This is a genomic window from Ruegeria arenilitoris (genome assembly GCF_013031355.1).
In the GTDB taxonomy this organism is placed as follows: domain Bacteria; phylum Pseudomonadota; class Alphaproteobacteria; order Rhodobacterales; family Rhodobacteraceae; genus Ruegeria; species Ruegeria arenilitoris_C.
The window spans coordinates 379,566-393,283 of the sequence record NZ_WPZO01000001.1 but is presented as its reverse complement, the minus strand read 5'-3'; the positions used below and the strand labels follow the sequence as shown (position 1 = coordinate 393,283).

Here is a 13,718-nt window from a genome sequence, read left to right as displayed (position 1 = left end):
TGTAAGAATTCAGAAATAAACACTCGTTCAATTCATTCGGCAGCGTGGGAGGCAAGCCTTGGATTTTGCACTGACAGAAGAGCAGACCGCGATCTTCGATATGGCCTATGATTTCGGGCAGGACAACATCGCACCAAACGCCCGCCAATGGGAGGCAGATGGAACCATTCCCAAAGACCTCTGGCCTCAGATCGGAGAGCTGGGATTCGGCGGGCTATATGTCTCGGAAGACAGCGGCGGGTCTGGCCTGACCCGTCTGGACGCAACGCTGGTGTTCGAGGCACTTTCGATGGCCTGTCCCTCGGTCGCGGCGTTCCTGTCGATTCACAACATGTGCGCCAAGATGCTGGATAGTTTCGCCAGCGACGACTTGAAATCCCGCATCATGCCCGACGTGCTAAGCCTGAACACCGTGCTCAGCTATTGCCTGACCGAACCCGGATCAGGCTCGGACGCCGCCGCGCTGAAAACCCGCGCGGACCGCACCAATGAAGGCTACACGCTGAACGGCACCAAGGCCTTTATCTCGGGCGGCGGCTATTCCGACGCCTATGTCTGCATGGTGCGCACCGGTCAGGACGGCCCCAAGGGCATCTCGACCGTCTATGTCGAGGACGGCACGCCCGGCCTCAGCTTTGGCGCGCTGGAACAGAAGATGGGGTGGAAAAGCCAACCCACGGCGCAGGTGCAGTTCGATGATTGCAAAATCCCGGCAGGTAACCTTGTGGGCACCGAGGGCGATGGCTTCAAATACGCGATGAAGGGTCTGGACGGCGGGCGGTTGAACATCGCCTCCTGTTCGCTGGGGGCCGCGCAGACCGGGCTGAACATGACCTTGCAATACATGTCGGAACGCAAGGCATTTGGCCAATCGATCGACCAGTTTCAGGCGCTGCAATTCCGGCTGGCCGATATGGAGATCGAACTACAGGCCGCCCGCACTTTCCTGCGGCAGGCGGCGTGGAAGCTGGACCAAGGCGCGCCCGATGCGACCAAGTTCTGCGCCATGGCCAAGAAATTTGTGACCGAGACCGGGTCCAAGGTTGTGGACCAATGTCTGCAACTGCATGGTGGCTACGGGTACCTTGCGGATTATGGAATCGAGAAACTGGTCCGCGATCTCCGCGTGCATCAGATTCTGGAAGGCACAAACGAAATCATGCGGGTAATCGTTGCCCGACAAATGCTTGCAGACCGCTGAGGGGCCCATGCCTGACATCGACATCCGTATCACTGGCCGCGCCGGGCGCATCACCCTGACCCGCCCAAAGGCACTGAACGCGCTGACGTATGACATGTGCATGGCTATCGACACAGCGCTGCGCAACTGGCGCGAAGATGACGCCGTGGATCTGGTCATTCTGGATGCCGAGGGCGACAAGGCCTTTTGCGCCGGCGGGGACATTGCCGACCTCTACGCAACCGGCATTAAAGGTGATTACGATTACGGTCGCACCTTTTGGCGGGACGAATATCGTCTGAACGCGCTGATTTTTGAATACCCCAAACCAGTTGTCAGTTTCCTGCAAGGCTTCACAATGGGTGGCGGCGTCGGCATCGGATGCCATGGCAGTCACCGCATCGTTAGCGAAAGCTCGAGAATTGCCCTGCCGGAGTGCTCCATCGGGTTGGTGCCGGATGTCGGCAGCACGCTGATGCTGGCGCTGGCCCCCGGTCGGTTGGGCGAATATCTGGGCACCACCGGCCACCGCATGGGGCCAGCAGACGCCATTTATGCAGGTTTCGCCGATCACTATATCCCCCTCGCCGATTGGTCTGATCTGATCGAGATGCTCGAGGCATCTGGCGACACCGAAATGCTGCAGAAACACGCGGCGGAGCCACCAACCAGCGAACTGGAGCACCGGCAGGCTGAGATCGACGCCTGTTTTGACGGAGAGAGCCTCGGGGACATCCTGAACACCCTGGCCCACTCCAAACACGATATGGCGGCGGACGCACGCAAACTCATGGACCGCAATTCTCCGCTTTCCGTGGCGTGCACGGTTGAGATGCTGCACCGGTTGCGCACCCCCAGCCTGACCCAACGCAAGGCGCTGGAACTGGAATACCGCTATACCTTCCGCGCGATGGAGCATGGGGATTTTCTGGAAGGCATCCGGGCCCAGATCATCGATAAGGACCGCTCACCCCGCTGGCAGTTTGCCGATCAGACCGTACCTGCGGTCGCGGTGTCCAAGATGCTGCAGCCTCTGGGCGCAGATATGCTGACTTTTGAGGAGACATAAGAGATGAAAATCGGGTTTATCGGACTGGGCAACATGGGCAATCCAATGGCTGCTAACCTGGCAAAGGCCGGGCATGAAGTCACGGGGTTCGACATGGCCGATGTCGATGTTGCAGGCGTCACCATGGCTGGTTCGGGTGCCGATGCCGCCGCCGGTGCCGATATCGTTGTCACGATGCTTCCGAACGGTCAGATTCTGCGCGCGGTCGCGAATGAGATCATCCCAGCGATGCAGTCTGGATCTGTATGGATTGACTGCTCGACCGTCGATGTCAACAGCGCCCGCGCCGTCGCGGATCAGGCAAAAGAGTCCGGTATCCTCGCGGTTGATGCTCCTGTATCAGGCGGGATCGGCGGCGCGGCGGCTGGCACGCTGACCTTCATGGCCGGCGGCAGCGACGACGCTTTTGCCAAGGCCGAACCCCTGTTCGAAATCATGGGCCAGAAAGCCGTGCATTGCGGAGAATCCGGCGCTGGTCAGGCCGCGAAAATCTGCAACAACATGATCCTGGGCGTCACCATGATCGCCACCTGCGAGGCTTTTGCGCTGGCCGACAAACTTGGGCTGGACCGGCAAAAGATGTTCGACGTGGTCAGCACCTCGTCGGGCTATAGCTGGACGATGAACGCCTATTGCCCTGCTCCCGGTGTTGGCCCGACCAGCCCGGCGGATAACGAGTACCAGCCCGGCTTTGCCGCCGAATTGATGTTGAAGGACTTGCGGCTCAGCCAGCAGGCAGCTGAAAGCGCGGATGCCGACACGCCGATGGGACAGGTAGCAACCGCACTTTATGAGAAATTCGTCGAGACTGAGGATGGGCTGGGTATGGACTTCTCGGCCATGCTGCCGCGGTTCGAAAAACGCGGACGAAGCTAAAAGCGCACCCCATGGGCAGCTTCCTGCCCATGGGGTTGACCCACAGACCGGCAACGGCCATCTATCCTTGGCCACAGTTTTCACGCGAAAGGATGTAAGATGTCGCGCGTTTTGACCATTTCGACGGCAATTCTGGCAGTTGCACTCAGCTCTGGCATCGCCATGGCCGGGAATGGCAAAGGCAAGGCCGGTCACTGCCCGCCGGGTCTGGCAAAGAAAGCCGTGCCTTGCGTGCCGCCAGGACAGGTGAAAAACCTGTATCGCACGGGCGACTACATCAACAGCGACTATCACTGGATCAATGATCCGTACCGCTATGGGCTGAATCGCGGCAGCTATATCCGTGCCGGTGACTATGTCTATCGCGTCGATCCTGACACGCGAAAGGTGCTGAACCTGATCGGCGCGGTGGCTGATATCCTCAACTGAGGATCAGCCACCTTACTCCGCCGCCACGCGCGCCCCGTCCAGCATCTGTTTCAGATACCGGCCTGTATGACTGCGCTCGACCGCGGCCACGTCCTCGGGCGTTCCGGTTGCTACGATCTCACCACCGCCGTCACCGCCTTCGGGGCCGATGTCGATGATATGATCGGCGGTTTTCACCACATCCAGATTGTGCTCAATCACAACAACGGTGTTTCCCTGATCGACCAATTCGTGCAACACTTCCAATAGCTTACGGACATCTTCGAAATGAAGGCCGGTGGTCGGTTCATCCAGAATATACAGCGTCCGCCCGGTTGAGCGTTTGGACAATTCCTTGGACAACTTGACCCGCTGTGCCTCACCACCAGACAATGTGGTCGCCTGCTGGCCGACCTTGATATAGCCAAGCCCCACCCGCGCCAGCGCATCCATCTTGTCGCGGATCGAGGGCACGGCCTTAAAGAACTCCTGCGCGTCTTCCACTGTCATATCAAGAACATCGGCGATGGACTTGCCCTTGAACTTGATCTCCAGAGTCTCGCGGTTGTAGCGCGCGCCCTTGCAGGTTTCGCAGGTCACGTAGACGTCGGGCAGGAAGTGCATCTCGATCTTGATGACGCCGTCACCCTGACAGGCCTCGCACCGACCACCTTTGACGTTAAAGCTGAACCGCCCGGGCTTGTAACCGCGCGCCTTGGCCTCGGGCAGACCAGCGAACCAGTCTCGGATCGGGGTGAAGGCCCCGGTGTAAGTCGCTGGATTAGAACGCGGAGTCCGTCCGATCGGGCGCTGGTCAATATCGATAACCTTGTCCAGATGCTCCAATCCTTTGATCGTCTCACAGGGCGCTGGTGTCTGCCGCGCACCGTTCAGACGCATTGAAGCGGTCTTGAATAGCGTTTCGATTGTGAGCGTCGATTTCCCTCCACCGGACACTCCAGTCACGCACACGAACTTGCCCAGCGGGAAATCGGCGGTAACGTTCTTCAGGTTGTTCCCCGTTGCTTTGACGACCGAGACCTTTTTCTTGTTCCCCTTACGCCGCTTCGACGGAACCGGAATCTCGCGCGTACCGGCCAGATATTGACCGGTCATCGAGGCCGCATCGGACGCGATCTGCTCGGGTGTACCTTCGCTGACCACCTGACCGCCATGCACGCCGGCGCCGGGGCCGATATCGAAGACGTAATCCGCCTCACGGATGGCTTCTTCGTCATGTTCAACAACGATCACGGTATTTCCCTGATCGCGCAGGTTCTTGAGTGTTCCGAGCAACCGGTCATTGTCACGCTGATGCAGGCCAATCGAAGGCTCATCCAACACATACAGGACCCCGGTCAGGCCCGAACCGATCTGGCTGGCCAAACGAATTCGTTGGCTTTCGCCGCCGGACAGGGTGCCACTTGAACGGGACAGCGTAAGGTATTCCAAACCCACGTTATTCAGAAAACCCAGCCGCTCGCGAATCTCTTTTAAAATCGCCCGGGCGATCTCGTTCTTCTGAACGCTCAGGTGGTTCGGCGCGTCTTCGACCCAGGCCAGGGCCTCTTTGATCGACATCTGCACCACCTGCCCCACATGCAGACCGGCGATCTTGACTGCCAGAGCCTCGGGGCGCAGGCGATACCCTTCGCATGATCCGCAAGGGCGATTGTTCTGGTAGCGTTCAAACTCTTCCCGAATCCAGGCGCTGTCGGTTTCGCGATAGCGCCGTTCCATATTGGGAATCACGCCCTCAAAGCTGCGGGTGACCTGATACACCCGGCCACCTTCGTCATAGCGGAACTGGATTTCCTCATCGCCAGACCCGCGCAGAAACACTTGCTGCACATTCGCAGGCAGGTCCTTCCACGGCGTGTTCTTGTCAAACTCGTAGTGCCGAGCGATGGCTTCAATGGTTTGCAGAAAATAGGGCGACTTGCCTTTGCGCCACGGCGCCAAGGCACCGTCATAGAGTTTCAGTGTCTGGTCCGGCACCACAAGACGTTCGTCAAAGAACAGCTCGACCCCCAACCCATCGCAGTCCGGACAGGCCCCGAAGGGCGCGTTGAACGAAAACAGGCGCGGTTCAATCTCGGGGATGGTGAAGCCGCTGACCGGGCAGGCAAAATTCTCGCTGAACGTAATGCGTTCAGGGTCGCCTTCGCGAGGCGCGGTCTCCAGAACTGCGATTCCGTCCGCTAGGTCCAGAGCGGTCCGCAAACTGTCGGCCAGACGCGTTTCCATCCCCTCACGCACAACCAGTCGGTCGACGACAACGTCGATATCGTGCCGGAACTTCTTGTCCAGCGTGGGTGGTTCATCGAGCTCATAGAACTCGCCATCCACTTTCACGCGCTGAAAGCCCTGTTTGCGCAGTTCGAGGAATTCCTTTTTGTATTCCCCCTTCCGGTCCCGCACGATGGGCGCCAGAAGGTAGCCACGCGTGCCCTCCTCCATCGTCATGATGCGGTCGACCATGTCCTGCACCTGCTGCGCCTCAATCGGCTGACCAGTGGCGGGACTGAAAGGCGTACCCGCACGGGCAAACAACAGGCGCAGGTAGTCATAAATCTCGGTGACCGTGCCGACGGTCGAGCGTGGGTTTTTCGACGTGGTTTTCTGTTCGATTGAAATCGCCGGGGACAGGCCACTGATGTGATCCACATCAGGCTTTTCCATCATATCAAGGAACTGGCGCGCATAGGCCGACAGGCTTTCGACATAGCGGCGCTGGCCTTCGGCATAGATCGTATCGAACGCCAACGAGGACTTGCCCGAGCCAGACAGCCCGGTGATCACCACCAGTTGATCCCGCGGGATATCGACGTCGATGCCTTTGAGGTTATGCTCGCGCGCGCCGCGCACCTCGATATTCTTCAGCTCAGCCATTTTGGCCCCCAACACACAAGTGTCCTAGAAATAGGCGAGCCACACCGAGTCTCCAACAGAAAAGTTAGAACAAAGTGTGAACAATCGGATTATTGCCGACATCTCCTGACATCAAAACCCTGAAACAAACTATCCCCCGCGAAGGGGTGGAAATTTCATCGGTATCGGAAGGAAATGGCGCGGTTGACGGGGCTCGAACCCGCGACCCCCGGCGTGACAGGCCGGTACTCTAACCAACTGAGCTACAACCGCGCATCTATTTCGTGGCCTTTATCCTGGACCAAGGTTGGCAGCGATGGCGCGGTTGACGGGGCTCGAACCCGCGACCCCCGGCGTGACAGGCCGGTACTCTAACCAACTGAGCTACAACCGCCCGCTGCCCGTTCGTTGCTGAACGTTGGGGTGTATTATGGCTACGGTCGGGCAGCGTCAAGCGGCGTTTTGAAGTTTTTTTCCAGATCGTAAAAATTGTTTCCCACCGCAGGGGCGCATCCCCTGCCAACCGCGCCGTTCACGCACTAATGATGCGCTCGGGTTTGCCGCGGCTGGCGACTGGAATCACTTACCCGAAACGCCTGCCGAATTCTCAGGGATTCGGCCCTGAGTGATTCCACGACAAACACGTATAAGATGTGCATCTTCGCATTAATCCGAACATAACAATCAATAGAACCATTCGTGTTCGCAACGTCATCCGGCACACTCTTCCCGGCCGTCATTTTTCGGCCACATTGCGTGTGCAAGAGACGACACAGGTCAAAAAAAACCAATTAACTTGGACTATCGGCTTGCGCCCGCAAGTTTCGAAGTGAAAGTAATCGGAAAAAAGCAGGCCTCAATTTTTTTGGGATCAAACGGAAGGTTACCGCAATTTGAGACAGTGCTTTGTGCACCGCCCTCTGGTTGTGAAAAAATGGAAGTAATAAATGGCATTTGCAACGGTTTATCCCGAAGGGATTGAGACAGGTAAACCCTACGTCGATGGTTTGTTGTGGGGGGCACGTTGGAATTCATCACATGGTCCAGTTCAAATCACCTATCGGTTTGACGATGGTTCCCTCGGGGATGTGCCTGTTTCAACGCAGATGAAGGCTGCAATTCAAAGGGCCTTCGACATTATCGAGTCCATTATTCCGATCTCATTCGTACAGTCAGATTGGTACGGAGTAAGTTTGGTCTATGCAACGACCACGCAAGAAACACTTGGTGGCCCTGGGTATGTTGGCTTTCATCAAGTTCCTGGTGATAAGCCTCTTTTGCAGGAGCATGGAATTCCCTCACTTTTTGGCGTGTTTGCGTACGATTCGATTATTTACAACGACCAAGGGCTTCAAAATGGCGGCGCGGGGTTCTCAACGATCCTGCATGAAATTCTACACGGCCTTGGCTTGGCCCACCCGCATGACAACGGTGGAAGCTCGACCATCTTCGACGGCGTGACTGAACCCTTCTACGATTATGGCACCGATGGTCAAAACCAAGGCGTCTATACGATCATGTCCTACAATTCAGGATATGCATCGAATGTCCCTGTAACAAGCTACACCTATGGTGACTCGGCAACCCCAATGGCGTTGGACATTGCAGCTCTCCAAGCCATTTACGGGACGGCTGAAAATGCAACTGGTAACGACATCTACCAAATCAAGGGCGTAAACGGCGCGGGAACGTTCTGGAAGGCCATTTGGGACACAGGTGGGAACGACGCGATTTCTGCGGTTGGCGTATGGCGCGACGTCTACATCAACCTCAACGATGCTGATCTTGAGGGCCACAATGCAGGTGGAGAGATCTCGTCCGCCTCTGGCATTGCAGGCGGGTTCACCATCGCCAACACCGTTGTTATCGAAAACGCCTTTGGCGGGTATGGCAATGACTGGTTGGTCGGCAACGAACACAACAACTATTTGCATGGTGCCTATGGCAACGACACCATTGCCGGGGGTGCTGGTAACGACAGGCTTTTCGGCGGCGACGGCCATGACACGATTACCGGCGGCTTAGGCAACGACACTCTGTCGGGAGACAATGGAAACGACTGGTTTGGAAACAAAGACGGCGACGGCAACGACACGATCAACGGCGGCCAGGGCTATGATTGGTTGAAGTACTCGGGCACCAGCGGGGCCACCGTGGACCTGTCGAACGACGGTGCGCAAGACACCGGTTACGGCATCGACACAATCCAGAACATCGAACACGTTATAGGTTCGGCGCAAAACGACAACCTCACCGGCGACGAAGCGATCAACTATCTTATCGGCAATGCCGGTAACGACGTTATCGACGGTGGTATCAAAGACGACGTCCTGAGAGGCGGTGCTGGCGACGACACCGTGATGGGCAGCCGTGGCTGGGATAAGCTTTACGGTGGCAAGGGCAATGACACCGTGATCGGTGGTGTCGGTCGGGATGACATGACCGGCGGGGCCGACAACGACACGTTCGTCTTCAACTCGATCGACGAGGGTTCTGCCATCCGTCAGACCGCCGACCTGATCCGGGACTTCACCCGCGGAGAGGACAAGATCGACCTGAGCGCCATCGATGCCAGCACGGTTCTGGTCGGTGACGACGCCTTTGTCTTCAACGGTGAAACCCCGGCGACGAACTCCGATCAGGGCGAGGTGTATTTCGTGCACAGTGACTACGAAGGCACCCTGTATGACAGGACCTTCGTCTACGTAGACACTGACGGCGACGCAGAGCCTGAGATGATGATCAAACTCGTCGGATTGCACGATCTGACCGCAGACGACTTCATCCTTTAAGGTCCTAATTCAAATCAACAGGCAGCGGGTCTTCGCTGCCTGTTTTTTTGTGCCTGCATTTCCAAAAATTGCGCGTCGGGCGCTCTTGCAAGCCACCAGAACTCTCTGTATTACGCGTCCTCACGGGTGATTAGCTCAGTGGTAGAGCGCTTCGTTCACATCGAAGATGTCAGGAGTTCAAATCTCTTATCACCCACCATTCCCCTATTTGTAAGGCTGCGTTGGTTTTCCCTGCCCTGACAGGTGCTTGCCAGAAATCGCTGCAGTTGCTTATCCTGTCCTGAACAGCCGCATCACCATGCGGCGATGAGGGATGGGGTACGGTCGTGGCCAAATTGAAACGGGATATCGGCCTGCTCGGCCTGACCTTCATCTCGGTCGGTGGCATCATCGGGTCCGGGTGGCTGTTTGGTCCCCTTCTTGCCGTACAGCACGCCGGTCCTGCTGCCGTAATCTCGTGGATCATCGGCGCCGTGGCCATGTTCGTCCTGGCGATCACCTTCGCAGAGATCTCGGCCATGCTGCCGATCCCCGGTGGCATTGCGCGGGTGCCGCAGTTTTCGCATGGCAATATCGTCTCGATGGCGATGGGGTGGACAGCATGGATCGGCTATAACACCACCGCCCCGATCGAGGTTGAGGCCATGCTGAAATACCTCGCCCCCTATGCTCCGTGGCTGCATACGACTGAAACCGGAGACCTGACCGGAGCGGGCATCACCATCGCCCTGTTCTTCATGTTGCTCTTCGTCGCGGTCAACGCGTTGGGCGTCAAGTTCTTCACTCAGGTGAACGCCACACTGACATGGGCCAAAATCGCGATCCCGGTCATTTTGACCGCCCTGCTGATCGCCAATCGTTTCGATGCACAGAACTTCACGCAACCGGACGGATTCGCGCCGTACGGGTTGCAAGGCATCATGGCGGCCGTTTCGACCGGAGGGGTCATTTTTTCCTTTATCGGGTTTCGCCATGTGGTCGACATGGCCGGAGAGGTTCGAAACCCCAAATTTGCTATCCCTGCCGCACTGGTCCTGTCCATAGTTCTGTGCGCGGCCATTTACCTAGGCCTACAAATCGCATTTGTCGGGGCACTTGATGCCGACATGCTGAAAAACGGCTGGGCCGGCCTGAGTTTCGACGGCCAAGGCCCGCTGGACGGCGTCATCATCTCGGTCGGGTTTGTCTGGTTCCTGAGTGTCTTGAACATCGGATCGGTGATCGGACCGTTTGGCAACGGGCTGGTTGCGACAGGATCGAACGCTCGGATCGCCATGGCCTTGTCGAAAAACGGATTTCTGCCGAAACGGTTGATGATTCTCTCGTCATTCGGAGTACCTTTGTGGGCGCTGGCACTGAACTTTCTGATCGGGGTCCTGTTTCTGTTGACAGTGCCCTTCACCACTGTCATCGCGCTCAACGGTGCCGCGATCGTGCTGTCCTTTGCGGTTGGGCCGATTGCCGTCGTGTGCCTACGCCATCTGATGCCGGATCACCCAAGATCGATCCGCATCCCGTCGGTGAAACTTGTCGCGGTGTCGGCCTTCGCCATCGCAACGCTCGTCGTCTATTGGAGCGGTTGGGACACGGTCTGGCGCCTTGGCATCGCGCTGATCATCGGAATGATCCTTCTGCTGGCACGGTTCCGCAACCGGCTGGATGAGATGGACGTGACCGAAGCCCTGTGGCTGTTGCCGTACCTGATCGGGATCGGGCTGATTTCCTATCTCGGTCAGTTCGGGGACGGCGCGCTGAAGCAAATCCCGTTCGGATGGGACATCGCGCTGTGCGTGCTGTTTTCCGCAGTGATCTTTGGTTTGGCAGTGCGATCTGCCCTGCCCGCAGAAAAGTTTCGGGAATACATCGCCGAGGAAGAGATTCTGGACCCGAAAAAACCCATCATCGGGTTGTAAAAAGGCGGGGTCGCCCCCGCCTTTGATCTGTTTAATGCGCTGTTGCGGATCGCCCGGCATCTTCGGCCGCCTTGGCTGCCGCTGCCGCGGCCTCTTCCGCCGCCTCATCCCATTCAATCGGTTCCGGCTCACTGATCAGTGCGTGTTTCAGCACTTCCGAGACATGCGTGACCGGGATGATCTCCAGCCCTTCCTTCACGTTGTCCGGAATCTCTGCCAGATCCTTTTCGTTCTCTTCCGGGATCAGAACGGTTTTGATGCCACCACGCAGGGCAGCCAGCAGTTTTTCTTTCAAACCGCCAATCGGCATCGCGTTGCCGCGCAGCGAAACCTCACCGGTCATTGCGATATCCTTGCGCACCGGAATGCCGGTCAGCACGGACACGATCGAGGTCACCATCGCCAGACCAGCACTCGGGCCGTCCTTGGGCGTTGCCCCATCCGGCACGTGGACGTGGATATCCAGCGTGTCGAATTTCGGCGGCTTCACCCCGATCTGAGGCGAGATTGACCGCACATAAGACGAGGCCGCGTCGATGGATTCCTTCATCACATCACCCAGCTTACCGGTGGTCTTCATCCGCCCCTTGCCGGGCAGTTTCAGCGCCTCGATATGCAGCAGGTCACCACCGACCGATGTCCACGCCAGACCGGTCACAACACCGACCTGATCGTCCTGTTCAGCCAGCCCATAGCGGTATTTCGGAACACCAAGGAACTCATCCAGATTGTCCGGCGTCACGGTGATCGAGTCCGCCTCTTTCTTGATGATCTTGGTCAGCGATTTCCGCGCTACCTTGGCGATTTCGCGTTCGAGGTTCCGCACGCCCGCCTCGCGGGTATAGGTGCGGATCATCTTTTGCAGCGCTTCATCGGTCAGCTCAAATTCCTTGGTTTTCAGACCATGGTTTTTGACCTGCTTGCTGATCAGGTGCTGTTTGGCGATCTCGCTCTTTTCCTCTTCGGTGTAACCGGCCAGCGGGATGATCTCCATCCGGTCCAGCAGAGGCCCAGGCATGTTGTAGCTGTTCGACGTGGTCAGGAACATCACGTTGGACAGGTCATATTCGACCTCAAGATAGTGGTCCATGAACGTGCTGTTCTGTTCCGGGTCCAACACTTCCAGCATCGCCGAAGCCGGGTCACCACGGAAGTCCTGCCCCATCTTGTCGATCTCGTCGAGCAGGATGAGCGGGTTCGTGGTTTTCGCCTTTTTCAGCGCCTGAATGATCTTGCCCGGCATCGAGCCGATATAGGTCCGACGGTGGCCCCTGATCTCGGATTCGTCGCGCACACCACCCAGCGAGATGCGAATGAACTCGCGCCCCGTGGCCTTGGCAACGGATTTACCCAGCGAGGTCTTACCCACACCCGGAGGACCAACAAGGCACAAGATCGGGCCTTTCAGCTTTTTCGAGCGCTGCTGAACCGCGAGGTATTCAACGATCCGCTCCTTGACCTTCTCAAGGCCATAGTGATCGTCGTCCAGAATATCCTGCGCCCGGCCCAGATCCTTTTTGACGCGGGATTTGGTGCCCCACGGCAGCGACAGGATCCAGTCCAGATAGTTGCGCACGACGGTGGCCTCAGCCGACATCGGGCTCATATTGCGCAGCTTTTTCAGCTCGCCCTCGGCCTTTTCACGCGCCTCTTTCGACAGTTTGGTCTCAGCGATCTTGGCTTCCAGCTCGGCGACTTCGTTGCTGCCGTCCTCGCCATCGCCAAGCTCCTTCTGAATGGCCTTCATCTGCTCATTCAGATAGTACTCGCGCTGCGTCTTCTCCATCTGGGATTTGACGCGGGTCTTGATCTTTTTCTCGACCTGCAGAACCGACATTTCGCCTTGCATCAGGCCATAGACCTTCTCAAGCCGTTCACTGACGCTAAGTGTCTCAAGCAGTTCCTGCTTTTGCTCGACCTCGATGCCCAAGTGTCCCGACACAAGGTCGGCCAGCTTGGCAGGCTCGGCGGTTTCACCCACAGCGGTCAGCGCTTCTTCGGGGATATTCTTGCGCACTTTGGCGTAACGCTCGAACTCATCCGCAACAGTGCGCAGCAGCGCTTCGGTCGTAGTGACGTCGCCCGGAATTTCGGTCAGATATTCAGCGCGGGCTTCGAAAAACTCTTCGTTTTCAAGAAATTCGGTGATTTGCACGCGCGCCTGCCCTTCGACCAGCACCTTGACGGTGCCATCGGGCAGCTTCAGCAATTGCAGAACATTGGCCAGAACGCCGGAGCGGTAAATACCATCTACGGCCGGGTCATCATCACCCGGATCAATCTGGCTGGACAGCAAAATCTGCTTGTCGTCCTGCATCACTTCTTCCAGTGCGCGGACGGATTTTTCCCGACCCACGAACAGCGGCACGATCATGTGTGGGAACACCACGATATCGCGCAGCGGAAGTACGGGGTATGAGGAATTAAGGGGCTCTTGCATGCTCAATCCTTATCGTTGGCAAGATGGCTCCGGTCCCTGAATAAGGCAACTCTCGGCCATCTCCTGTCTTGGACGATAAAGGTGGGGCCTCATCGCCCTTTTTCAACCTTACCGTCGTGTATCACGATTCAGAATGACCCGAGGTTTTCCGGACTGCAAGGTATCGCGC

At 57.5% G+C, this 13,718-nt stretch carries 8 protein-coding genes and 3 tRNA genes; 7 read left to right on the top strand and 4 right to left on the bottom strand.

Annotated elements, in window-relative coordinates; genetic code table 11:
• Window positions 1-58: 58 nt before the first annotated feature.
• From GOX63_RS01900 to GOX63_RS01885, 4 genes are all read left to right on the top strand, one after another.
• On the top strand, window positions 59-1,201 hold the full coding sequence (locus tag GOX63_RS01900) for an acyl-CoA dehydrogenase family protein (protein WP_170324792.1): 1,143 nt from the start codon (window positions 59-61) through the stop codon (window positions 1,199-1,201).
• Between the two features lie 7 nt (window positions 1,202-1,208).
• On the top strand, window positions 1,209-2,249 hold the full coding sequence (locus GOX63_RS01895) for an enoyl-CoA hydratase/isomerase family protein (protein WP_170324791.1): 1,041 nt from the start codon (window positions 1,209-1,211) through the stop codon (window positions 2,247-2,249).
• 3 nt (window positions 2,250-2,252) lie between these two features.
• Window positions 2,253-3,125, top strand: a complete 873-nt coding sequence (mmsB, locus tag GOX63_RS01890) for a 3-hydroxyisobutyrate dehydrogenase (RefSeq protein ID WP_170324790.1) — start codon at window positions 2,253-2,255, stop codon at window positions 3,123-3,125.
• A gap of 99 nt (window positions 3,126-3,224) precedes the next feature.
• Window positions 3,225-3,554, top strand: a complete 330-nt coding sequence (locus GOX63_RS01885) for a hypothetical protein (RefSeq protein WP_170324789.1) — start codon at window positions 3,225-3,227, stop codon at window positions 3,552-3,554.
• Window positions 3,555-3,566: 12 nt separating this feature from the next.
• Here GOX63_RS01885 and uvrA read toward each other — a convergent pair whose 3' ends face one another.
• From uvrA to GOX63_RS01870, 3 genes are all read right to left on the bottom strand, one after another.
• On the bottom strand, window positions 3,567-6,425 hold the full coding sequence (uvrA, locus tag GOX63_RS01880) for an excinuclease ABC subunit UvrA (RefSeq protein WP_170324788.1): 2,859 nt from the start codon (window positions 6,423-6,425) through the stop codon (window positions 3,567-3,569).
• A 175-nt stretch (window positions 6,426-6,600) separates the two neighbouring features.
• Window positions 6,601-6,677, bottom strand: a tRNA-Asp gene (locus tag GOX63_RS01875).
• 44 nt (window positions 6,678-6,721) lie between these two features.
• A tRNA-Asp gene (locus tag GOX63_RS01870) sits at window positions 6,722-6,798 on the bottom strand.
• 916 nt (window positions 6,799-7,714) lie between these two features.
• On the opposite strand from GOX63_RS01870, the gene GOX63_RS01865 reads away from it, so the two are divergent.
• The 3 genes from GOX63_RS01865 to GOX63_RS01855 all read left to right on the top strand — a co-directional run bounded on the left by GOX63_RS01865 (window position 7,715) and on the right by GOX63_RS01855 (window position 11,109).
• A complete protein-coding gene (locus tag GOX63_RS01865) occupies window positions 7,715-9,196 on the top strand; it encodes a M10 family metallopeptidase C-terminal domain-containing protein (protein WP_170324787.1) in 1,482 nt (493 codons plus the stop codon).
• A 124-nt stretch (window positions 9,197-9,320) separates the two neighbouring features.
• Window positions 9,321-9,395: transfer RNA gene (locus GOX63_RS01860), tRNA-Val, on the top strand.
• A 127-nt stretch (window positions 9,396-9,522) separates the two neighbouring features.
• A complete protein-coding gene (locus tag GOX63_RS01855) occupies window positions 9,523-11,109 on the top strand; it encodes an APC family permease (RefSeq protein WP_170324786.1) in 1,587 nt (528 codons plus the stop codon).
• Between the two features lie 31 nt (window positions 11,110-11,140).
• Here GOX63_RS01855 and lon read toward each other — a convergent pair whose 3' ends face one another.
• Window positions 11,141-13,549, bottom strand: coding sequence for an endopeptidase La (gene lon, locus GOX63_RS01850; protein WP_170324785.1), 2,409 nt, complete (start codon window positions 13,547-13,549; stop codon window positions 11,141-11,143).
• Window positions 13,550-13,718: the final 169 nt, after the last annotated feature.

Bases quoted from the DNA above. Each gene is read 5' to 3' on its own strand.
- GOX63_RS01895 (WP_170324791.1), top strand. From the start codon at position 1,209: ATGCCTGACATCGACATCCGTATCACTGGCCGCGCCGGGCGCATCACC.
- mmsB (WP_170324790.1), top strand. From the start codon at position 2,253: ATGAAAATCGGGTTTATCGGACTGGGCAACATGGGCAATCCAATGGCT.
- GOX63_RS01885 (WP_170324789.1), top strand. From the start codon at position 3,225: ATGTCGCGCGTTTTGACCATTTCGACGGCAATTCTGGCAGTTGCACTC.
- uvrA (WP_170324788.1), bottom strand. From the start codon at position 6,425: ATGGCTGAGCTGAAGAATATCGAGGTGCGCGGCGCGCGCGAGCATAAC.
- lon (WP_170324785.1), bottom strand. From the start codon at position 13,549: ATGCAAGAGCCCCTTAATTCCTCATACCCCGTACTTCCGCTGCGCGAT.